Below are 23,440 nucleotides of genomic sequence, written 5' to 3' on the forward strand. Positions count from 1 at the left end.
TTGTTGTTTTTAGCCCTGATTGTAATAGAAATACTTTTTAAATGGAATTGCGTTTTTTATGGGAGGTGCAGAGCGACCACCGGAAGCTCCTGCAAGGACCTAATAAAAAAACAATTGCTTGAAAAGTATTGCCATGAAAAGCAGGAAATAGCTACCCAAAAATACTATATTTACTTTAATTAAAAACGGTATTCTATGAAATCTATAAATCCAGAAAATTTTAAAGTGGTAGGTCCTATCGACCTTTCAAAAATTCCCACTAACTTATTTAATGAAGCCAGCGATGATGATAAAGAGAATAAATTAGATAAGGTTCAGAAAAAATTAAGTGAATTGCAGGACATTATGTATGCGCACAACCGCTATGGGGTTTTGATTTGTTTGCAAGGAATGGACACTTCGGGTAAAGATAGTTTGATTCGGGAAGTTTTTAAGGAGTTTAATCCAAGAGGTGTTCAAGTATATAGTTTTAAAACACCCAACTCGACGGAGCTAGAGCATGATTATTTATGGCGGCATTACCTTGCTTTGCCTGAGAAGGGGAAGTTTGCTGTTTTTAATCGAACGCATTACGAGAATGTGCTGGTAACCAGAGTACATCCGGAATATATTATGAATGAGAATTTGCCGGGTATCGAAAAAGTAGCAGATATTACGCCAGAATTTTGGGAAAACCGTATGCAGCAAATTAATAATTTTGAAAAGCATATCGCTCAAAACGGAACTATTGTTTTGAAATTTTACTTGCATTTAAGCAAAGAGGAGCAACGCAAGCGATTGTTGAGACGACTGGAGAAGGAGGAGCACAATTGGAAATTTTCGGTTGGTGATCTCAAAGAACGGGAACGTTGGGATGATTATATGAACTATTACCAAGAGGCAATTAATAATACAGCTAAGGAACACGCGCCTTGGTATGTTGTTCCTGCTGATGACAAGGATATGTGTCGTTATATTATTGCCGAAATTATTTGGAATGAAATGCAAAAATACACCGATATAAAGGAACCAGAGTTAGATGATAAGGTAAAGCTGAACTTGGGCCTTTATAGGGATCAATTAATGAAAGAATAACAAAAGGGCTCTGAAATTTCAGAGCCCTTTTAACTAATTCAATTTTGTTAGTTTTTATAATTTGAAACCGTAAGCTAAACGTACACCTACTTGTCCTACTCCTTTACCAGTAGTTCCGTTGTTGTTGATTTTAGCAAAGTCAGAGTAGTGCTCATAGTGAACTGAGATATCTACGAATTTTGTAGCATAACCAATTGTTGGAGATAACAATAATGAAGTACCATTGCTTTTATTAGAAACTCCAAAAGCAGCTCCAGCTTCACCCATTACATAAAATTGGTCATCCCAAATAAAAGCTTTGAAACCAGCTTTAGCAGGAATAAATCCTAAGTCTTTTCCAGCCACTTGTCCAGGAATTGCATCTGATTGACTCACGAAAAGGTTAGTGTAACCTGTAGTTGCAGTCAAAGAGTATCTTTTAGATAAATCGTACTGTAACCTAACATCACCACCTAAGGCTAATTTATAAGGATCGTTAGTAGCATATCCTGCGTTTACACCTACTCCTAAACGAAATCCCTGATCGTAGTTAGTTGCTGTTGGCGTTTCTTGTGCTGAAGTTGTGTTAGAAAATAGAGCAGCTATAGCTACTAAAAGTACTGTTTTGAATTTTGTTGTCGTTTTCATACTATTTGTTTTTTTATTTATAATTAAGAAGTCATCGTTTTTATTATTGTTTGTTGTTGATGACGTTGACAAAAGTAGAATGGAAGCGAGAGGGAAATGTTATAGTATTTTCAGTTTTTGTTATAGAATAATTATTTTAGGATGTTTGCTGTCTCGTTCGTTCCTTTGATAGTAAGGGTTAAGAGTACTTTTTTGAGCAAACTTTAAGATTAGTAGTCAACAACTTAGGAGCTGCGTCCTAATATAAAAATCATTTTTGAAGAGAAGTTATTTTAAAGTCACCATTTTGTTCAAAAAAAGGACTTTATGTAAAATTAACGTATAATTTACACCTAATATCCTACAAGTATTTTAAGTTTTAGTAATCTTAAGTTCATTTAGTTTTAAAATACCAAGCCTTTCTTTGCTTCAAATTTTAAAAGATAAACAAATGAAAAAAATTATTTTAGGGTTATTGTTAGGAGCGGCTTTTGTTTCCTGTGAAAATGATAAAGTCGAATCAACAGTTGTTTTAGCTGACCAATCAGTTACGCCCGTTTTATTAAAGAAAAAATCAGGTTTTGAAAAATTAGAGTTATTTTCATTACTAACCTCTGATGATGTACTGCCACAAAGTCCCAACTTTGTTTTTGGAGGATCAGCTGATGGAAGCGGTTTGTTGAAAAACGGTGATGGTACTTTTACCTTTTTAGTCAACAACGAAGATAATTTTTCGGTTTCCAGAATTACACTAGACAAAACGTTTAAACCTGTAAAAGGCGAATATTTATTAAACTCTAATGGAGGAACTTGGAGATTGTGTGGTGCTACAATGGCAACTCCTGCGGAGCACGGTTTTGGTCCGCTTTATTTAACCTGTGGAGAATCAGGTGAAGAGTCTCGTACACATGGTGTAAACCCTTACGCTGATGCAGGAACTGCAAGTGTATCCAAAGAGCTTCCTGGATTGGGTCGCTTGAGTGCCGAGAATGCGTTGCCATTGAAGGCTACAGCTTTTGCAGGAAAAACGGTTATTGTAATTGGTGATGATGACTCCGGAACTTACGGAGGGCAACTTTTCATGTACGTATCAAACACTGTGGGTGATCTTGCTAACGGTTCTTTGTATATGATGAAGCGAACTACTGATAATCAAAGAGAGAAAGATATGGTTAGCGGTGAATCGTATCCGGTGTCTTTTGTCAAAATTGAGAATCATACCACGATGACAGGAGCACAAATAAATGCTTCAGTTAATACCTTGAAGGCAATTAAATTTGGTCGTGTTGAGGATTTAGATTACCGCAAAGGAGGTAAAGAAGCTGACAGAGAAATTTATTTTAATGTTACGGGTCAAAATACAACGGGTACCAATGCGGATGGTTCGAGAACAAAATACGGAAGAGTGTATCAGCTGAACCTTGATGCTACTAATCCGCTGGCGGGAACACTGAAAGTTTTATTAGATGGTGACGATCGTAACGGAATTGCTAAAACGTTTCAAAATCCAGATAATATTTGTGTAACTAAAAACTATGTGTACGTTCAAGAGGATGCTAATGGTTACGGAGACGAAACACATGATGGCTACATTTATCAGTATGACATTGCTAAAAAAACTATGAAGGTGGTAGTTGAATTGGATCACCGTCGTACGGAATCAGATGCAGCAAAATACAATGTGGGCGGAACTTCTAAATTTGGTGACTGGGAATACGGCGCTTTGATTGATGTATCTGAGCAGTTAGGAGTCGAAGATACTTTTTTATTAAGTGTTCAACCGCATACTTGGACTGGCGATAAATACAAAGGTGCTGATGGTGGTACAGGACGACCAAATGAAAAGCAAGCGAGTCAAATTGTTTTAATTAAAGGACTTGCGAGATAAATTATAAAAAATAGAATAGTCAAAAGTCCGCGGTTTCAGTTTTTGAAATCGGGGCTTTTGCTTTTAATCACCTATCATTTCCTATGAAAACTTTTATTTATTTTTTAATTGTATGTGTTTTGGTATCCTGTCAAGAGCAACCCAAAACAAATCAAGTAAAAGAGTTACTGCTTACTGATATTAGTACATTAATACAATCCGTTAGCCAATTGGATCAATTACTTCAAGACGATGCTTCGACTACACAGATTCAGAAACAGTTTTTATCAGCACGTAAAAAGTACAAGCAAATGGAACTTTTTACAGAGTATTATTTTCCAGAAGTATCTAAATCCATTAACGGTCCTGCCATTCCAGAATACGAAGAAAATGATGGATTAACTATCCCGCCACAAGGTTTACAAGTGTTAGAAGCATTTTTATTTCCGGTTTACAATAAAGAGTCTAAGACAGAATTACTGAAAGAGCTTGGAATACTTACGGCTAATTTAAAACGATTAGAACGAATTACTACTTCAACTGAACTGACTGATGCTCATGTTTTTGATGCCATGCGGTTGGAGGTTTTCCGAATTATTACTTTGGGAATAACGGGTTTTGATTCCCCAATAGCGCAACAATCTATTCCAGAAGCGATTAGCGCTTTGCAAGGAATTCAAAAATACGATGCCATTTATAAAAACGAAGCGACTCAAGAAAAAACGTCAATTATATCCAATGCAATTAAGTACCTAGAATCAAATCCCGATTTTAATCGTTTTGATCGCGCAACCTTTATCAAGGAATACCTCAATCCGTTGAGCAGTGGTTTATACCAAAAACAGTTGGATTTAAAAATACCTGTATTCAAGGAGGTAAGAGGATTGCGAACGACTGCTCAAACCTTATTCGATAAAGAAGTTTTTGATGAAGAAGCTTTTTCTGGTTTCCCAGATTATAAAACCACGGAAGCCAAAGCTAATCTTGGTAAAGCACTATTTAATGATAAGATTTTGTCCGGTGATAACAGTCGATCTTGTGCCTCTTGCCATCATTCAGAAAAAGCTTTTACCGATGGTGAAGCCAAAGCAGTATCTTTTGATGGAAAATCATTTGTAAAGCGCAATACCCCAACATTAACAAATATTGCTTTTCAAAGGGTGTTTTTTAGCGATTCAAGAGTGAATTATCTTGAAGATCAAGCGGTAGCTGTAATAACAAACACTACCGAAATGCACGGGTCGCTTGAAGTTGCTGCAGCAAAAATTAAGAAAAACAAAGGCTACCAAAAGCAGTTCGAAAATGCTTTTCCGAAAAAAGAGATCACTGCCTTTGAAATAAAAAACGCTTTGGCTTCTTACATTCGCACATTGAGTAAATATGACTCTAAATTTGATGGCTATATGCGTCAAGAAGTGGCTTTTACTAAAGATGAAAAAGCAGGATTCAACCTTTTTGCGGGAAAAGGAAAATGTGCCACTTGCCATTTTATTCCATTAACAAACGGAACTGTTCCACCTAATTTTATGAAATCAGAGAGTGAAGTATTGGGCGTGCCAAGAGAAGATGGTACCTTAGATTCTGATGAAGGAAAATACAATGTGACAAGAGCGAAGATTCACAAGTATGCTTTTAAAACCCCAACCATCAGAAATATTGAATTGACGGCTCCTTACATGCACAATGGCGTTTTTAAAACCTTAGAGGAAGTAGTTGATTTTTATAACGAAGGTGGCGGTAGTGGATTGGGATTTGATCTAGAAAACCAGACATTACCCGTGGATAAACTACAATTAACAACTTTAGAAAAAAAACAATTAGTTGCTTTTATGCGAACATTGACTGATAAGAAGTACCAAAAATAGGAAGAGATCGTACTGATTTAAATAAAAGTATTTGGTTGACTAAGCGAATATTGGTTTTGCTTCTCGCTATATTTGCTCAAAAATAATTACAGTGACTTTAGCAACTTATACCAAAGAATTCTCTTATAACTTACGATTAGCTTATCCTATCATCTTAGGAATGCTAGGGCATACAGTAGTGGGAATTGTCGATAATATCATGGTAGGTAAATTAGGACCTACTGAATTGGCTGCGGTTTCCTTAGGAAATAGTTTCATTTTTATCGCCATGTCTTTAGGAATTGGGTTTTCAACTGCGATTACTCCTATGGCAGCACAAGCTGACGGTAAAAAAAACATTGAGGAAGGTCGCAGTACTTTTCATCATGGCTTGTATTTGTGTACAATTCTAGGGGTGCTACTATTTGCCTTGATATTCTTTTCTAAACCTTTGATCACTTTAATGGGACAACCTGAAAATGTTGTCGAATTAGCCAAACCCTATCTTGATATTGTTGCTTTTAGCTTAATTCCGTTGATTGTTTTTCAAGGGTACAAGCAATTTGCGGACGGTATGAGTGAAACTAAATATTCGATGTGGGCCACTATATTAGGAAATATAGTAAACGTTATCCTGAATTATCTATTCATTTACGGAATTTGGATTTTCCCGGAGTTAGGTATTATTGGCGCTGCTATTGGGACTATTGTTTCTCGTTTTGTAATGGTGGGCTATATGCACTACCGCATGAAGCGAAAAGAAAAGTTTCATCCTTTTTTTGAAGGTTTTTCATTAAAGAAAATTGAAAAGGCGGTAAATATTCAAATTATAAAATTAGGCGCACCATCGGCGATGCAAATGTTTTTTGAAGTAGCCTTATTTACTGGAGCAATCTGGTTGTCGGGTAGGTTAGGTATAACGAATCAGGCGGCTAATCAAATTGCCTTGAGTTTGGCCTCGTTTACTTTTATGTTTGCGATGGGTTTAAGCGTCGCAGCGACCATTAGGGTTGGTAACCAAAAAGGGCTGGGAGATTACAAACAATTGCGCATCGTTGCATTTTCAATCTTCTTACTGGCCATTTTACTGGAGTCTGTTTTTGCTTTACTATTTATCGTTTTTCACCAATACCTACCGGCTTTGTTTGTCGATATGAACAATGTAACCGATTTAGCCGTGAATACAGAAGTAGTAACAATAGCGGCACAACTGTTACTTGTAGCGGCTATTTTTCAAATTTCTGACGGAATTCAGGTTGTAGTTTTAGGCGCGTTGCGTGGACTTCAAGATGTAAAGATTCCTATGTACATTACTTTCGTAGCGTACTGGGTGGTTGGTTTTCCGGTTTCAATTTATTTAGGGATGTACACTGATCTAAAAGCAGCAGGAATATGGTTAGGGCTTTTAGCTGGTTTGTCAACAGCAGCATTATTTTTGTATATTCGATTCAATAGCTTAACAAAAAAGTTAATCCTTGGTGGTCAGAAATAAATAGCAAAGGATCAGTCTAATTTTTATTCTAAAATAAATTCCTTGTTCGATACCAAATTATTTAGATCCTAGCGAATCATGCTTTTCTGCTTGCGTATGGTTACTTTTGGTTGGAAAAATTATAAATATTTAGGTAGACCAATAGATTTTTTAAAAGTTTATTCGGTTATTTGTTTAGTCGTTGAGTCCGTTACGAACTACGATATTAAAAATTAGCATTAAATAATACTAACAATATGGAATTACCAAAATTTTTACTAGGAGACAACACTGATTTTCCAGACGATATTTTTATCATTCACTTAGATTATCCAAGATTTATTATCAACCTAAAGGATGACGAAGTAGAGTTCATGGAAGAAGCTGAGGACCTAGATGAAGCAGAATTAAATACTGAAATGGAAGGGTTGATCGAGCAAGCCAATGCTTTTTACGATAGAGAAATGGAATTATACGAGAAGGAATAAATTTATTTTCTTCTCTATTTCTAAAAAGGGATAAGCGGTTATGAAAAGAATAGTATTTCTTTTTATAACCGCTTTTTTATGGGCTGGATTGAGCATCCGATTACTTTTTTTTGTAACTTTAATGTGTTGTTTTTCAATGGTTTTAGTTTATATTTTGGATTGTTAAAAAGAAGTTGCATTTTGCTATTAACCTTAAATTCTATCTTATGAAAAATTATAAAAATAGACTTTTGTTTTTTTGTGCTTTAGCTAGTTTCACAGTGCATGCTCAAGAAAAACTGCCAATTTCAGTAAAAAAAAATCAAGTCAATGCTGAATCAACTGTTGTAGCTCTGCCAACTGTTTCTAATAGTATAAACGGTATAAATAATGGAATTCCGAATAGGATTTCGATGAACGTTACGGTGGCCAAGCAAACACAAGGCGCAACGTTTGGGGAGAAGGTAAAGAGTGGAACGATAAACGTAAGTCTAATCAATAATGGCTGTATCGTTTTATTTAGCGCTGCTGATGGTTTTAGCATTAATACAACCGAAAAAAGCATTAATGCTTTACAACCCAGTGACATTTTATCCTTTGGGGAGAAAATAAGTCAAGGCTTGCATGCTGCTGGGAGTGTTTTATCACAAGGTAGTTCACTATTAGGAGGAGCCATGCCCGGCGGTGCCCTTATTTCAGCTTCAGTTTCTAGCGTAGGTAATTTAGCTGGAGGCGGCGGCGGTGGTGCTGCTGCTGCATCCTATGCTAAAAATGGAAAGCAAGTGTATAGTATTCCTAATGATAATTCTACATCAGAATTTGTACTCACCGATGGGGAATATGAGCTAGCTTTCGTTATTGTCGAGAAAGCAACCTCCGGCCTGAAGGATACTTTGAAAACACAGGTTAAAATGGGATTTAGTATCAATAATGGTCAGTTATCTGCTAGACATGAAATCGCTAAAAATTCTGTTAATAATGTACGTTAAAATAACAAGTAGTGCATTCTTATGATTTGCACTATTTTTTAAAATACTTTTCTAAAACAATTTGAGCGGCTGCAAATGGAGATAAAATAGCTTCTTGCACCGCTTTTTTAGTTTCTATTAGCACGCTTTCTACTTCGGGATTGCCATAAAAATGTAGTTTAAGGGCGGCATTAATAGTTTCAAGCATCCAGTATTCATTCTGTTGCGTCCTTTTTATATTAAAATAGTTGTTTGCTGAGGTCAACTGCATGAAATCAGTTATTGTATTCCACACTTCAGGAATTCCTTCTTGAGTTATGGCACTACAGGTTGAGGTGGTGGCTGTCCAACCTGATTTTTTCGCAGGAAATAAGTGCAAGGCTCTATTAAATTCTGTTTTAGCGAGTTTTGCTTTTTTAATATTATCACCATCCGCTTTATTAATCACTATGGCATCCGCCATTTCCATAATACCTCGTTTAATACCTTGTAATTCATCGCCGGCACCAGCAATTTTTAAAAGTAAGAAAAAATCGACCATGCTGTGTACGGCGGTTTCACTTTGACCTACGCCAACCGTTTCGATAATTATCGTATCGAAGCCTGCTGCCTCACACAAGGTGATGGTTTCTCTAGTTTTTCGAGCTACGCCACCAAGAGTATCCCCTGAGGCCGAAGGACGAATAAAAGCATTCGGGTCTTTAACTAGTTCTTCCATTCGGGTTTTATCGCCTAGAATACTACCGTGCGATATGGAACTACTAGGATCGACAGCTAATACTGCTACTTTTTTTCCTAAAGAGGTAAGGTGTTTACCAAAAGCTTCTATAAATGTACTTTTTCCAACTCCGGGTACTCCTGTGATTCCTATGCGAATTGATTTGTTAGCATGAGGAAGGCAAGCGTTGATGATACTATTGGCTTTCGCCAAATGTTGAATATTTGTGCTTTCGACTAATGTAATAGACCGACTTAAGGCCGTGATATTTGAAGCTAAAATACCTTTAGTCAATTCATCAGCCGAAGGTTGTTTTTTTCTGAAATGCTGTATGTTTTTCACAACAGTCGCACTCACGCTATCCGGTGCATTCACTCCTGATTTTTCGTGTAAGGCCGATGGTTTATTGGTGTTGTTTGTCAAAGCTTCAATCATTTTAGTAAAAATAATACTTCTACGGGAAAGTTTATGCATTTTTTGAATTTTAAAGGGGATTTCATTTAATTCAGCAATGATTAATATTCGTTTATAAATACTATTTTTGTTATTAAAAGATCAGTAGCAAAGCAGAATCAAGTACTTACTATGAATAATTTTATTTTAATCTTCATTTATTTATTCATAGGATTGTTGTTGCAAAGGGTACGACAGGTGCCTACCACTATCTATAAACTATTGAATTCCATTGCGGTCAACTTTTGTCTTCCTGCTTTGGCATTGTATTATATTCCAAAAATTCATTGGAACAATCAGTTGCTATATCCAATAGGTGCTGCTTGGATTGGCTTTGGCGCTTCTTTTTTGTTTTTTTACGTGTTGGGAAAAAAGTTTGGTTGGTCCAAAAAATTAACGGGTTGCTTAATTTTAACCGCGGGGCTTTCTAATACTTCTTTCGTAGGTTTTCCGATCATTGCTGCCATTTATGGACCAGAGGGAATGAAAACGGCAATTATGATTGACCAACCCGGAAGTTTTGTCGTCTTGGCTACCTTGGGAGTTTTGGTGGCTACGATGCATTCAAAAGGAGTAGCAACTGCAAGTCAAATTTTTAAGAAAGTATTTTTGTTTCCTCCTTTCTTAACTTTTCTATTCGCATGTATTCTGAATATTTGTAATTTCGATTTTATTGATGTAATTCAACAAGCGATTCATGGAGTAGGAAGTTTGATTACGCCATTAGCGCTGATATCAGTAGGTTTGCAATTAAATTTCGACAGTAGGAGTGCGCATTGGCGTTTTCTTGGATTAGGATTGTTATTTAAATTAATACTTATGCCTGCGCTATTTTTTGTGGGTTATATAATTATTTTAAAACAACATTCAACTATGATTGATGTTGTGATAATGGAAACAGCCATGGCACCTATGATTACTGGAAGTATATTGGCCTCTACCTATGGTTTAAAACCAAAATTGAGCAGTATGATGATTGGTTTCGGTATTCCGTTATCCTTTATAACCTTAGCCGGCTGGTACTTTTTATTGCAATTTTGGCATTAGATATTTAGCTTTTATTTAAGGTATGTTTTCCCGTTCTCTTGTATATAATTAGTAATTTTAAACAAACTAAAAATTATAATATATGTCAACGATACGATTAGGAGATAGTGCTCCAGATTTTAAAGCAGAAACAACAAAAGGTACGATTCAATTTCATGAGTGGTTAGGAGATTCTTGGGGTGTACTTTTTTCACATCCATCTGATTTCACACCTGTTTGTACCACTGAATTAGGTACGGTAGCTAATTACTATACTGAATTTCAAAAGCGAAACACTAAAGTAATTGCTTTGAGTGTTGATGGATTAGAGTCGCATTTAAAATGGATTAAAGATATTGAAGAAACGCAAGAGGTGACTTTGCAATATCCAATTATAGCAGACGAGAGCAAGGAAGTGGCTAGTTTGTATGATATGATACATCCAAACGCAGATGATACGTTTACAGTACGTTCTGTATTTGTTATAGGTGCCGATAAAAAAGTAAAATTAATATTGACGTATCCGGCTTCAACAGGTCGCAACTTTGATGAGTTGTTGCGTGTGATTGATAGTTTGCAATTAACGGCTAATTATAGTGTTGCCACACCAGCAAACTGGAAAGATGGGGACGATGTTGTAATATCTCCTTCCATTAAAGATGAAGATATTCCAGCAAAATTTCCAAAGGGATTCAATAGAATTAAATACTATTTAAGGATGACACCACAACCAAATAAATAGTCACTATTATTCCTAAAAAACAGCCACAAAAAAAAAATTGTGGCTGTTTTTAGTTGAAGTAGCTAGGGTTGTATTGAACATTAGAACCCTAAATTAATTTTTGCATATTGCAAAAGAAGCATTGTTTTTGCATCTTTTATTTCGCCAGTTGCGATCATGTTGTAAGCAGCATCAAATTGCATTTCTAACACTTCTATGTTTTCTTGCTCTTCTTCTAAGCCGCCACCTTCGTTTACTTTCATCGATTCGTTGTATTCGCCAACAAATAGGTAGAGTATTTCCGTTAGTACGCCAGGTGACATATAACTTTCCATCACTTTTTTCACGTTAGTGATACGGTATCCGGTTTCCTCTTCGGTTTCTCTAATGATGCATTGTTCTGGTTCGTCAAGGTCTAACATGCCCGCACAGGCTTCTATCAACATTCCGCTCTGATTCCCGTTAAGGTAAGTAGGTAAACGAAACTGTCTTGTAAGAATGACATTTTGAGTCTCAGAATTATACAACAAGATTGCGGCTCCGTTTCCTCGATCATAGACTTCTCTTTTTTGCGTGATCCAAGAATTGTCATTTTTTTTATAATCAAAAGTAACTTTGTTAAGCAAGTACTTGTTGTTTGAAAGCAAGTCTGTTTTTTGAATTTTTATTTCGGGATTGTACATAATATTTTTTTTGGGCAAAATAAAAAACGCTCTGAAATTTCAGAGCGTTACTTTATATTATTTCAATATTGTTTGTTTTCTATCTGGTCCAACAGAAACAATTTTGATAGGTACTTCAATTTCTTTTTCAATAAAAGCAATGTACTCTTTTAACTCTGTCGGTAACTCCTCGTAAGTAGTCATTCCAGTTAAATCTTGTTTCCAGCCTTTAAACTCTTGGTAAACTGGAGTTACATTTTCTGGCTCAATGTTGTACGGGAAATGAGCAATGTTTTGTCCTTTGTAGTTGTACTCCGTACATACTTTTAACGTTTCAAAGCCAGAAAGAACATCGCCTTTCATCATCATTAGTTGCGTAACACCATTTACTTGTACCGCATATTTCAACGCTACTAAGTCTAACCAACCACAACGTCTTTGTCTTCCGGTAACTGAACCGAATTCGTTTCCTACGCGTGCCATAGTCGATCCGTCCTCGTCAAAAAGCTCAGTAGGGAAGGGTCCGCTACCAACTCTAGTAACATATGCTTTGAAGATACCATACACTTCTTTGATTTTGTTTGGAGCAATACCCAAACCGGTACAAGCACCTGCAGCAGTAGTATTTGAAGAGGTAACGAAAGGATACGTTCCAAAATCAACATCTAATAAAGAACCTTGAGCTCCTTCACATAAAATGGATTTCCCAGCTTTTTGAGCTTGGTGCAAATATTCTTCGCTATCTATAAAATCTAATTTTTTCAAATCTTCGATAGATTCAAAAAATTCTTTCTCTAATTCTGCTAAGTTGTATTGTATGTTTACATCATAAAAAGCGATCATTGCTTCGTGCTTATCAGCTAATGCTCTGTATCTCTCTTTAAAGTCTGCTAATTCAATATCTCCAACACGAATTCCGTTTCTACCTGTTTTGTCCATATAAGTTGGACCAATTCCTTTAAGTGTAGAACCAATTTTCGCTTTTCCTTTTGAAGCTTCTGATGCTGCATCAAGTAAACGGTGTGTTGGTAAAATTAAGTGTGCTTTTCTTGAAATGATTAATTTAGATTTTAGATCTAAATTAAATTTAGCTAAACCATCAACTTCACTTTTAAAAACAACTGGGTCGATCACAACACCGTTTCCAATTACGTTTACGTTGTTACCATGAAAAATTCCAGATGGGATTGTTCTTAGCACGTGTTTGATACCGTCAAATTCTAGCGTATGTCCTGCGTTAGGTCCTCCTTGGAAACGAGCGATGATATCATATTTTGATGTTAATACATCAACGATTTTTCCTTTTCCTTCATCTCCCCATTGTAATCCTAGTAATAAATCTACGGTCATTCTATTTTATTATTTGTAGTTAATTTTTATTGATGAGCAACTACTACAGTTGTTCGTCTGTGTTGGTGCTATTTTCTGTTATTGTTTCTGCTTTTGGAGTCTTTTTAACACCGTATAAATACAAAGAGTGATTTGTGATTTCGATATCAAAAATTTCCTCTATCGTTTTCTTGATGGTTTGTATTCTTGGATCGCAAAATTCAATTACTTCTCCGGTATCAGTCATGATGATATGATCATGCTGTTTGTCAAAATAGGACTTTTCGTAATGTGCTTGGTTTTGTCCAAACTGATGTTTTCTAACAAGTGCACAGTCTAGCAATAATTCAATCGTATTGTATAAAGTAGCTCTACTAACACGATAGTTTTTGTTTTTCATTTTGATGTAGAGGTTCTCTATATCAAAATGCTCTTCGCTTTCGTATATTTCTTGTAGTATAGAATACCTTTCAGGTGTTTTTCGATGTCCCTTTTGCTCAAGATACATTGTAAAAACATTTTTTACAATTTCTTGGTTTTTGTTGTTATCTGTGGAAATGAGTGTCATATCTGGCAAAGATAATTTTTTATTTTAAAACTTATCGTGTTTATCGATAGGAAGCGAAATAAAAATAGGTGTTTAAAATTTAATAAATAGTGTTTTTGTGTTTGATTACGAGTTGAATAGCTATTTTTTTAACGAATATCAATTTTTATAAACACGAGTCACTTTGTCGATACCATCAATTTTCTTAATGTTGTCTATTAGTTTCTTCAGGATTGTTATGTTTTGAACAATTACGGTCAATTGTCCTTTAAACAGTCCAGCATCACCATTCAAGGAAATGCTCTGAATATTAACGTTCATATTATTTGATATTACTTTGGTCAACTCATTAGTAAGACCCAAAGTGTCCATACCGGTAATATTTAAAATAGCATGGAATTCTTGCTGTGACGAGTCGATCCATTTTGCTTGCATTATCCTGTAAGCATAATTAGACTGCATCGAGATAGCATTTGGACAATCTTTTTTATGTACTTTGATTCCTTCGTTAATGGTAACAAATCCAAATACTTGGTCGCCTGGAATTGGGTTACAACAAGTCGAAAGTTTATAATCTAGCTTGTCTTGCTCTTTACCAAAAACGATTAAATCGTAATTATTACTTAGTATTTGTTTGTGGATATCACCGTCAGATGTTGGTCCTGATCGTTTGATTTTATTTTTAAAGAAATTGATTAACGTATTGCTTTTTTGCGCAGCAAAATCTTTAAGTTGCTGGTTTTCGATTGCACCCACGCCCACTCTATAAAAGAGGTTTAAACTAGTTTTTAATTGAAAAAAGTTGACCAACTCATTAACAACGGTTTCGTTAAGTGTTATTTTAAGGTGTTTTAATTTTCGGGTAAGAACTTCTTTTCCGTCCTCGGCAATTTTTTTAGTATTCTCGTTGAGAACATTTCTGATTTTATTTTTGGCTCTAGAAGTGGTTACATAATCCAACCAGTTGATGGTTGGTTTTTGGTTAGGTGAAGTAATAATTTCAACTTGGTCACCACTTTTTAATTCGTAGTTTAGCGGTACTAGTTTTCCGTTGACACGAGTACCACGCGTTTTGATTCCGATTTCAGAGTGAATACTAAAAGCAAAATCCAGCGAGGTTGCTCCTTTTGGGAGTGATTTTATATCTCCTTTTGGAGTAAAAATATAGATCTCTTTGGAATACAAATTCATTTTGAAATCTTCTACAAAATCCACCGCACTCGACTCTGAGTTTTCTAGTGCTTCTTTTAATAGATTCAACCAAACATCCAATCCGCTTTCTTCAGTCGCACCATTTTTATATTTGTAATGTGCTGCGTAACCTTTCTCAGCTATTTCATCCATTCGTTCACTACGTACTTGCACTTCCACCCAACGACCCTTTGGTCCCATTACGGTAATGTGCAAGGCTTCATAGCCCGTAGATTTAGGTGAAGAAATCCAATCTCTCAATCGGCTAGGGCTGGGTCTATAATGGTCCGTAACGATAGAATAGATTTTCCAAGCAACAAATTTTTCCTCGTGTGGCGTAGATTTGTAAACGATACGCAAAGCAAATTTATCGTAAACTTCATCGAAGCTTACATTCTGAGCTTTCATTTTACGCCTGATGGAATAAATAGATTTTGGTCTGCCTTTTATAATGTATTCCACGCCCTCGGCATCTAAAGAGGTTTTTAATATATCTGAAATATCTTTGATGTATGCGTCTTGCTGCTCTTTTGTTTCTCTAATTTTACTTACAATGTCGTTGTAAATAGCTGGTTCGGTATATTTCAAACCTAGATCTTCGAGTTTGGTTTTAATGTTGTATAATCCCAAGCGGTGTGCTAATGGTGCATAGATATATAGCGTTTCGGACGCTATTTTTACCTGCTTGTAATCCTCCATCGATTCCATGGTTTGCATATTATGCAATCGATCGGCAATTTTAATCAAGATTACCCGTACATCATCATTAAGCGTCAGTAACATTTTGCGAAAGTTCTCTGCTTGCATTGACACATTCATGTCTTTTTGCACTAGCGATATTTTGGTTAATCCTTCCACTAGCTGTGCTACTTTAGGATTAAACATTTTTTCGATATCCTTAACCGTTATAGGTGTGTCTTCAACTACATCGTGCATCAAGGCAGCTGCAATTGAGGTAGCGCCAAGACCAATCTCTGAAGCTACAATTTTTGCAACAGCAATAGGATGAAATATATAGGCTTCCCCTGATTTTCTTCGCTGTTCTTTGTGCGCATCTACAGCCACGTCAAAGGCTTTCCTAATTAGTTTTTTATCCTCAGCGGTTAAGGTTTGATAACTAATCCGGAGTAACTCCTTGTATTCGTGAGCAATGGCTTTGTTTTCTTTTTCTATATCTATTTCGATCATAACAGCAGGATTTACTTCCTAAAAATAGCGAATACTTCCCATATATGCAAGCCTAATTGCGTGTATGGCGTAAACATTTTTTAGGTTGTTCCAAGTCGAATTATTAGTTAATTTTAGTAAAATTTAAATCTTGAAAATCATAGCTGAAATCAGTTAATTCTGATATAGCATTCATTTTAAGTGTACTAGCGTTTCCGTTAGTATCGTATCCGAAAATTAAATGAGCATCGGCATGAAAATAAGCATTGTTCCATTTTACAACATAGTTTCCGTCCTTGTAAAAAAAGACTTCACCTGCTAGTTGAGAAGAGCGTTCTGAACGAAAGTACAACTGTCCTTTTTTCTCCCATAATACGATATTTCCAAACCAATTGTCCTTGTAGGTTCCTACAATTTTCTTCAGGTCGGTTTTGATTTTATCTTTTTTGTTTTTTGCGACTTGAGCCCAAACTTCATCCGTAGTTTTATCGGCAGTTTCTTCATTTGCTTTTACGCGGTTAGCGTAAACACTAACATAATCTTCGGATGCAATCCCTAAATAACTGTCTTTGATGGTATTTGTAATCGCATTAAATGCCGCACCTGATTGTTGATTGGTTAATACAATAATTCCAAGTTGCAACTCCGGAATATAGGTCGTTTGTGTTACAATACCTTCTAAACCGCCGGTATGCGTCACTTGTTTGTATCCTTTTACATCGCTAAGAAACCAGCCTAAACCGTAGCCATTAAAATGTGTGAAGTACGGCGCTCTTGTTTTAGTTGGGATAATAGTTTGTAGTTGCCACATTTCGTCATGTTCTTTTTCAGAGAATAGCGATTTGTTTTCAGGGCCGTATTTTCCATTATTCATTTGCATAATAGCCCATTTGCTCAAGTCATTTACACTAGAGTAAATTCCGGCAGCAGCATCGAATAGTTGGTTTTGATACCTTCTAATCACCTTCAGTTTGCCATTCATAGGAACATGAGGAGCAATAATATTGGTCGAGTCCTTTAGTCGCACGTAGGAAGCAGCACTGTTATTCATTTCTAACGGTTTCATGATACGCTCTTCGACAAAATCGCACCAGCTTTTACCACTTACCTTATGAATGACTTCGCCAGCTACAATATACAACAGGTTGTCGTAATCGTATTTGGTTCTAAAAGCAGAAACAGGTTTTAAATATTGTAAGTTTTGAACGATATCTTGGGCAGTAAAATCGCTGCCATCAGGCCAAATCATTAAATCTCCAGCTCCTAAACCCAAACCACTTCGATGTGTTAAAAGGTCTCTGATTGTGAATTCTTGGGTTACATAATCGCTATACATTTTAAAATTAGGAAGGTATTTAACCACTTTATCGTCCCATTTTACTTTTCCTTCATCAACTAAAATAGCTAATGCAGCGCTTGTAAAAGCCTTACTATTAGATGCAATACCAAACAGTGTATTTGCATCTACCTTTTCTTTCGTTTCGATCGATTTGACTCCATATCCTTTAGCAAGGACTACTTTGCCATCTTTGATAATCGCTACTGCAATTCCAGGTACATTAAAAGCGGTCAAGGTTTTGTTAACTAAAGCATCGACTTGTGGCTCGCTTATTTGTGCGAAAGCAAATGCACTGCTGATAAGCGCTAGGGCTATAATTACTTTATTTTTCATAATTAGATTGGTTTTTATTTGAATTTTTAAAATCCTCGTTGTCTTTTGGCTTCAAAGATTAATATGGCTGCCGCAACTGAAACGTTCATACTGTCTATTTCGCCTTGCATCGGAATAATGATATTTTGCGTAGCTGCATCGCGCCATTCTTGGGTTAATCCCGTCGCCTCTGTACCCACAACTAATGCGGTTGGTGTGGTGTAATCCTGAGTGTGGTAAGCCGTTGAGTTTTGCAGTGTGGCGCAGTAAAAATTGATCTTTTTTTCTTTTAAAAAAGCAATTATTTCAGCTGTGGTTCCTGTTGCAATTTGGTTTGTAAATAAGCAGCCTACGCTAGATCGTACAATATTTGGGCTGTACAAATCACTTTTAGGGTTTGCTACTATCACCGCGTCGAGATTAGCAGCATCAGCGGTGCGGAGTAATGCACCAATGTTTCCGGGTTTTTCAGGGGCTTCAGCAATTACAATTAACGGGTTTTCCGAAAGTTTTAGGTCGCTTAAGTGCATTGATTTTGTTTTGGCTACAGCCAAAATACCTTCGGTCGTATCTCGATACGCTAGTTTTTGAAAAATAGCCGTGTTAATTTCGATCAATTCAGCTGATTTGGAAAGTTTTCGCGCTTCGGATTCACTGCAAATTTCAGGAGCAAACAAAATAGTTTCTACTTCATAACCCCCTTTTTGTGCTAAACTAATTTCGCGTTGCCCTTCGATCAAGAAGCTTCCGCTTTGCTTGCGATTTTTTGCCTTTTCTTGTAATAAAACTAAGGCTTTTATGAAGGGATTTTGAATGGAAGTAATTTGTTTCAAGGGAATTTACATTTTAATGGCTTAATAAAAAAACAAAGATACGGAGAGAAACTGCAGTTTTCGATACATCCCAACAGATTATTTGTGAGGGTCATTTAGAATGGATTAGCGACTATAAAAGTAGCGGTTTACCACTAATTTTAGCTAATTTTGCCCCAATTCGGATTGCGAAAAGGAATCCATTAGCTATCCTAAACTATTTTTCATGTTTCATTTATTAGATATTATTGGTACCATTGCTTTTGCCATGTCGGGCGCGCTTACAGCTATCAGTAAAAAACTAGATCCTTTTGGTGTTTTTATTATCGCTTTCGTAACGGCTGTAGGAGGGGGAACCCTGCGTGATGTCATGATTGGTCGTACGCCGGTGGGTTGGATGCAAGATTTAGAATATATTTATGTTATTGCCTTTGCATTTATTTTATCTATTGTTTTCCGTCGTAAATTTGACAAATTGCGCACTTCTTTATTTTTGTTTGATACGATTGGTTTGGGAGTTTTTACTTTAATTGGTCTTGAAAAAGGAATAAATATTGGGCTACATCCAGTAATTTGCATAGCGTTAGGTACGATGACAGCTTGTTTTGGAGGTGTGATTCGGGATATTTTGTGCAATGAAATCCCTGTTATATTTCGAAAAGAAATTTATGCTACTATTTGCATTTTAGGCGGTGCTGTTTTTTTTCTGCTCAAGAAAATGCACTTAAATGAGGACGTTTTGTACCTCAGTACCTCGGTGGTGATTATATCGGTTCGCTTAATGGCAGTCAAGTACAAATGGTATTTACCAGTTTTGGATAAGGTGTAGCGCGCTAATTAGTTAAATAGATAAATCCGGTTAGAGGCTCTGGGAATTCTTTATCATTTAATTCGATAACATAAAAATAAGTGCCATCCGGACACTTACTATTGCCCCAAGTTAATCCTTTGGATGCGTATCCGTTCCAGTCAGCGGTGGCATTATTTCCTTCCCATAACATAACGCCCCAACGGTTGTAAATACTTGTTTTGTAATTGGTAAAGATATTTTTCAAACCTTGGCTTGAAAAACTGTCATTGATACCATCGTTATTTGCTGATACGAAGTTGTATAGTTTAGGCAAACAGTTTTTAACTAGTAATTGAAAAGAGGTTATTGTAAAACAAAAATCATTTTGGACCCTAATATAAATCGTAGTAATGGGGTTTTTAGCCTGAAATCCTGTGGTAGAAGGAACAGTTATTCCACCTTGATCCACTCCGAGGGTAGCTTCTTGTAAAGAGGAATAAAAACTCACTGTGTCGCTGGAAGCTACTTTTACACTTTCTTGGTAATTTGAAAAATCAAAAGTTGCCATTCCAAATCCTTCGTTACAAGCAGTTAGATTTGCAACCGTGTTAATTTTGGGTGAATTTTTTAAAATGATATTGTTAGCAAATGCACTGTTATTATTTTCATTTAATTCGGTTATAATTCCTATTCTGTTTCCAAGGTCGTCTACACTTAGCTCCAAAGTAAAGGGAGAAACAGTGTTATCGGGGACTTTGATTATTGCTCTTCCTTGCTCGCTGCCGTCAATTGGTATAATTGTATTGGTCTTGCTGCTACCCACTCGATTTCCATTGACATAAAATGAAATAGGTGCATCCGCTGGCAAACTGTTGGTACTATTACTATTAAAGACGGTATAAGCAATAGCTACTTCTTTAGAGTCGCAGGCAGTTTCAACCGAATTAATTTGAGTACTAGCATCAGGTAATTGACTATTTAACTTGGTAACAATAGTGTTGATCATCACAAAATCTTGTCCTGATGTTAACTGTATTTGAGCGGAGGTATCGCCCACTTTAATATTGTTTTGAATATTGTAAACGTCCAAATCCATATTGTAAAGCGTATTGGATCCTGTGAAACTATTGGTACCATTAAAAGCGTTGTTGACGGGATTGAGCGGTGGATTACTCAAAGGATTGCCATTAACTCTTAGTGTTTCGTTTACACTGATAAATTGGTCGCCTTCCCAAGCTACAAAACCTATGCGTGCGTCTTGGTTGTCAATTACGTTCAAGCTGTTCAAGACTATGTTAATCTCGTTTGGAACATATTGGAGGCCATCATAAATGGTAAGTTGATTAAGCGGAAGTTGCGCATTTTTATACACTAGTACGATTGCCCAGCCACCAAAATTAGTTCCATTAAAACAATAGAAGTTGATTACATTGGTTAAATCCAATTCTGATACAGTATAGGTACCATTGCCCTTTTGTTTTACTTGATTGGTAATATCTGCGAAAGCACTGAAAAAGGGGAGTCCAGAGGTTTGTTGAACCACACTAAAAGTTCGATCAGCTACCACATCGATAGAATTCAATTTTATTTGGAAATCACCCAATCCTGAGCCGGCCCAGTATAAATAAGCATTTTCAATTTGATCGGTAGGATTAAGTGCTAAAGTAGCTGATGAGCTAGTGTTAATTTCACAGGGAGCGCCAGTGCCGTTTTCTGCCTTATTTAAGGTGTTTCCAATGAAAACAAAATCGTACCGTCCATTATACTGTTTGAATAATTCGATATCTTGACTGTAAGCAGTGCAAGATAATAGCAGCATCCAAAGTATAAAATTAAGTTGTCGTTTTTGATTCATTGTAATGGTCCTTGCCCAATTATTATTATGGACATTAAATTATTTGGAAATCTTATTCTACTTGATGCCCTAAAATTATAGAATAATTACTTAATTTACTCCTTTATACAGTTGACTTTGAAAAAATACACGATTAAAATATATGAACCTAGCGATTATCGTATTTGGAATGCTTTTATAAGTACGGCCAAAAATGGTACTTTTTTATTTCATCGCGATTTTATGGAATACCATCAAGATCGTTTTGAAGATTATTCTTTATTGGTTTTTTCGGGAAAAAATTGCGTAGCGGTACTACCTGCCAATACATTGCAAAATACTGTTTTTTCACATTCAGGACTTAGTTATGGCGGTTTAGTTTATGAAGATGGACTTAGTTTAGTGAATGTTATAGGTTGTTTTAAAGCCATATTGTCATTCTTAAATAAGGAGGGAATTAGTACATTACATGTGAAAACAATTCCATCTTATTATTATAAAAAACCATCGGACGAAATCGCAGCTGCTTTGTTTTTGGCAAAAGCGCAGCTCGTTCGCCGAGATTCATTAGCTGTAATTGATTTGAAAAAAGACTTTTCTTTTTCTAAGCTACGAGAAAGAGGCATTCAAAAAGCAATTAAGAATAATTTGATTATCAAAGAAGAAACAGACTTTGAGTGTTTTTGGAACGAAATTTTAATTCCAAATTTGGCAACACGCCACCAAGTTAGTCCCGTTCATTCCATAGCAGAAATCACTTACTTGCGAAATAAATTTCCAGCTAATATACGTCAATTTAATGTGTATCGTAAAGGGCAGCTTATAGCCGGAACTACTATTTTTGAAACCGAAACTACAGCACATTGCCAATACATTTCAAAATACGAAAAAGAGAAGAATTCAGGAAGTCTTGACTTTTTATTTGATCATTTGATTCGTATTACTTTTGCAGATAAAAATTATTTTGATTTTGGAAGTTCGAATGAAAATCAAGGGAAGGAATTGAATGCCGGATTAGTAGAATGGAAAGAGAGTTTTGGCGCCAGCACTACAATTCAAGATTTTTACGAAATTGAAACAGCTAATTACTATCACTTAGAAACGGCGATTATATGATACCTTTCCTGGATTTAAAAAAAGTGAACGCAGCTTATAATACAGCCTTTCAAGAAAAATTGAAGTCTGTTTTAGAAAGTGGCTGGTACGTGCTAGGAAATGAAGTACTGGAATTCGAAAAGCAGTTTGCGTTGTTTTGTCAATCTGAACATTGTATTGGAGTAGGGAACGGTTTGGATGCTTTAGTTTTGATTTTTAAAGGTTATATTCAATTAGGTAAATTACAAATTGGAGATGAAGTCATTGTTCCTGCCAATACTTATATAGCGAGTATCATGGCAATTATTGAGGCGGGTTTAATTCCTGTTTTGGTCGAGCCAAAGCGAGATACCTATAATATAGATCCCCAATTGATCGAGTCCAATATTAGTTTAAAAACGAAAGCGATCCTCGTTGTTCATTTATATGGGCAATTGGCTGAAATGGATAAAATATGTTCTATTGCTGCAGCAAATGATTTACTGTTAATTGAAGATTCGGCGCAAGCACATGGTGCTATTTTTGAAAGTCAATATCCAAAATCAGGTAGAGGAAATGCTCAAGCATATAGTTTTTATCCAGCAAAAAATTTAGGTGCTTTAGGGGATGGTGGCGCGGTGGTAACGAATGATGATGATTTGGCCAAAGTCGTTTTTGCTTTAAGAAATTATGGTTCAGAGACGAAATACCAGAACGAATTCCTTGGCGTAAATTCGAGGTTAGATGAATTACAAGCTGCCTTTTTGAATCTAAAATTACCTCATTTAAATACCGATAATGAAAAACGAAGAGCTATTGCAAGACAGTATTTAGCAGAAATTAAAAATGACAAAATAGTCCTTCCTGCTTGGGATTTAAGCAATAATCACGTTTTTCATTTGTTCGTTATTCGAACAAAAAATAGGGAAGATTTACAAGAATATCTGTTGCATAATGGTATTCAAACGGTTATCCATTATCCAATTCCACCACACAAACAGAAAGCATTGAAATCATTGAATCATTTGTCATTTCCAATTACGGAGCAAATTCATGATACCGTTTTGAGTTTGCCAATAAGTCCAATACTTACTAACGAAGAAGTGCATTTTACTATAAAAGTTATAAATCAATATTGATTTTTTCCAATAAAAAGCATTACCCTTTA

Annotated in this window: 20 protein-coding genes; 11 read left to right on the forward strand and 9 right to left on the reverse strand. The window is 35.9% G+C overall.

Going from position 1 to position 23,440, the window contains the following annotated elements; genetic code table 11:
- Positions 1–195 precede the first annotated feature (195 nt).
- Entirely contained in the window at positions 196–1,074 is an 879-nt protein-coding gene (locus ACZ2G0_RS07990) for a PPK2 family polyphosphate kinase (protein ID WP_470309794.1), read from the forward strand.
- Positions 1,075–1,128: 54 nt separating this feature from the next.
- On the opposite strand, the gene ACZ2G0_RS07995 is transcribed toward ACZ2G0_RS07990, so the two are convergent.
- Positions 1,129–1,701, reverse strand: coding sequence for a hypothetical protein (locus ACZ2G0_RS07995; RefSeq protein WP_470309795.1), 573 nt, complete (start codon positions 1,699–1,701; stop codon positions 1,129–1,131).
- A 430-nt stretch (positions 1,702–2,131) separates the two neighbouring features.
- Here ACZ2G0_RS07995 and ACZ2G0_RS08000 point away from each other — a divergent pair, with 430 nt between their 5' ends.
- The 5 genes from ACZ2G0_RS08000 to ACZ2G0_RS08020 all read left to right on the forward strand — a co-directional run bounded on the left by ACZ2G0_RS08000 (position 2,132) and on the right by ACZ2G0_RS08020 (position 8,318).
- Positions 2,132–3,568: a PhoX family protein gene (locus ACZ2G0_RS08000; RefSeq protein ID WP_470309796.1), complete on the forward strand. Its 1,437-nt coding sequence runs from the start codon at positions 2,132–2,134 to the stop codon at positions 3,566–3,568.
- An 83-nt stretch (positions 3,569–3,651) separates the two neighbouring features.
- Positions 3,652–5,412, forward strand: coding sequence for a cytochrome-c peroxidase (locus tag ACZ2G0_RS08005; RefSeq protein WP_470309797.1), 1,761 nt, complete (start codon positions 3,652–3,654; stop codon positions 5,410–5,412).
- 91 nt (positions 5,413–5,503) lie between these two features.
- Positions 5,504–6,883, forward strand: coding sequence for an MATE family efflux transporter (locus tag ACZ2G0_RS08010; RefSeq protein ID WP_470309798.1), 1,380 nt, complete (start codon positions 5,504–5,506; stop codon positions 6,881–6,883).
- 236 nt (positions 6,884–7,119) lie between these two features.
- Complete coding sequence (locus tag ACZ2G0_RS08015; RefSeq protein WP_091473020.1) at positions 7,120–7,350, forward strand: hypothetical protein; 231 nt, start codon at positions 7,120–7,122, stop codon at positions 7,348–7,350.
- A gap of 206 nt (positions 7,351–7,556) precedes the next feature.
- Positions 7,557–8,318 (forward strand): hypothetical protein, encoded by a 762-nt coding sequence (locus tag ACZ2G0_RS08020; protein WP_470307121.1) that lies wholly within the window; start codon positions 7,557–7,559, stop codon positions 8,316–8,318.
- A 31-nt stretch (positions 8,319–8,349) separates the two neighbouring features.
- Here the strand turns inward: ACZ2G0_RS08020 and meaB are convergent, their stop codons facing one another.
- Positions 8,350–9,489, reverse strand: a complete 1,140-nt coding sequence (meaB, locus tag ACZ2G0_RS08025) for a methylmalonyl Co-A mutase-associated GTPase MeaB (RefSeq protein WP_470307122.1) — start codon at positions 9,487–9,489, stop codon at positions 8,350–8,352.
- A 111-nt stretch (positions 9,490–9,600) separates the two neighbouring features.
- On the opposite strand from meaB, the gene ACZ2G0_RS08030 reads away from it, so the two are divergent.
- Together ACZ2G0_RS08030 and ACZ2G0_RS08035 are read left to right on the forward strand one after the other, a co-directional pair.
- Positions 9,601–10,515, forward strand: coding sequence for an AEC family transporter (locus tag ACZ2G0_RS08030; protein WP_470307124.1), 915 nt, complete (start codon positions 9,601–9,603; stop codon positions 10,513–10,515).
- 82 nt (positions 10,516–10,597) lie between these two features.
- Entirely contained in the window at positions 10,598–11,236 is a 639-nt protein-coding gene (locus ACZ2G0_RS08035) for a peroxiredoxin (RefSeq protein ID WP_300286334.1), read from the forward strand.
- A gap of 80 nt (positions 11,237–11,316) precedes the next feature.
- On the opposite strand, the gene ACZ2G0_RS08040 is transcribed toward ACZ2G0_RS08035, so the two are convergent.
- The 6 genes from ACZ2G0_RS08040 to ACZ2G0_RS08065 all read right to left on the reverse strand — a co-directional run bounded on the left by ACZ2G0_RS08040 (position 11,317) and on the right by ACZ2G0_RS08065 (position 18,595).
- A complete protein-coding gene (locus ACZ2G0_RS08040) occupies positions 11,317–11,898 on the reverse strand; it encodes an NUDIX domain-containing protein (protein ID WP_470307127.1) in 582 nt (193 codons plus the stop codon).
- 57 nt (positions 11,899–11,955) lie between these two features.
- Complete coding sequence (locus tag ACZ2G0_RS08045) at positions 11,956–13,227, reverse strand: adenylosuccinate synthase (protein ID WP_470307128.1); 1,272 nt, start codon at positions 13,225–13,227, stop codon at positions 11,956–11,958.
- A 43-nt stretch (positions 13,228–13,270) separates the two neighbouring features.
- Entirely contained in the window at positions 13,271–13,774 is a 504-nt protein-coding gene (locus tag ACZ2G0_RS08050) for a Fur family transcriptional regulator (protein ID WP_300286343.1), read from the reverse strand.
- A 138-nt stretch (positions 13,775–13,912) separates the two neighbouring features.
- Positions 13,913–16,132 (reverse strand): RelA/SpoT family protein, encoded by a 2,220-nt coding sequence (locus ACZ2G0_RS08055; protein WP_470307130.1) that lies wholly within the window; start codon positions 16,130–16,132, stop codon positions 13,913–13,915.
- A 103-nt stretch (positions 16,133–16,235) separates the two neighbouring features.
- Positions 16,236–17,783, reverse strand: coding sequence for a serine hydrolase (locus ACZ2G0_RS08060; RefSeq protein ID WP_470307131.1), 1,548 nt, complete (start codon positions 17,781–17,783; stop codon positions 16,236–16,238).
- Between the two features lie 26 nt (positions 17,784–17,809).
- Positions 17,810–18,595 carry a TrmH family RNA methyltransferase gene (locus tag ACZ2G0_RS08065; protein WP_470307133.1) on the reverse strand — a complete coding sequence of 262 codons (786 nt, stop codon included), beginning with the start codon at positions 18,593–18,595 and terminating at the stop codon, positions 17,810–17,812.
- Positions 18,596–18,800: 205 nt separating this feature from the next.
- Here ACZ2G0_RS08065 and ACZ2G0_RS08070 point away from each other — a divergent pair, with 205 nt between their 5' ends.
- Complete coding sequence (locus ACZ2G0_RS08070) at positions 18,801–19,403, forward strand: trimeric intracellular cation channel family protein (RefSeq protein ID WP_470307135.1); 603 nt, start codon at positions 18,801–18,803, stop codon at positions 19,401–19,403.
- Between the two features lie 4 nt (positions 19,404–19,407).
- Here ACZ2G0_RS08070 and ACZ2G0_RS08075 read toward each other — a convergent pair whose 3' ends face one another.
- The gene (locus ACZ2G0_RS08075) at positions 19,408–21,219 is read right to left on the reverse strand and encodes a gliding motility-associated C-terminal domain-containing protein (RefSeq protein ID WP_470307137.1); all 1,812 of its coding nucleotides are present in this window, start codon (positions 21,217–21,219) and stop codon (positions 19,408–19,410) included.
- 117 nt (positions 21,220–21,336) lie between these two features.
- Between ACZ2G0_RS08075 and ACZ2G0_RS08080 the strand changes: the two genes are divergently transcribed.
- Both ACZ2G0_RS08080 and ACZ2G0_RS08085 read left to right on the forward strand, forming a co-directional pair.
- Entirely contained in the window at positions 21,337–22,314 is a 978-nt protein-coding gene (locus ACZ2G0_RS08080; RefSeq protein WP_470307139.1) for a GNAT family N-acetyltransferase, read from the forward strand.
- On the forward strand, positions 22,311–23,411 hold the full coding sequence (locus ACZ2G0_RS08085; protein ID WP_470307140.1) for a DegT/DnrJ/EryC1/StrS family aminotransferase: 1,101 nt from the start codon (positions 22,311–22,313) through the stop codon (positions 23,409–23,411). The genes ACZ2G0_RS08080 and ACZ2G0_RS08085 overlap by 4 nt, the downstream gene beginning before the upstream one ends.
- The last annotated feature ends 29 nt before the right edge of the window (positions 23,412–23,440 follow it).

The sequence above is a fragment of the Flavobacterium sp. KKT103 genome, assembly GCF_055640565.1.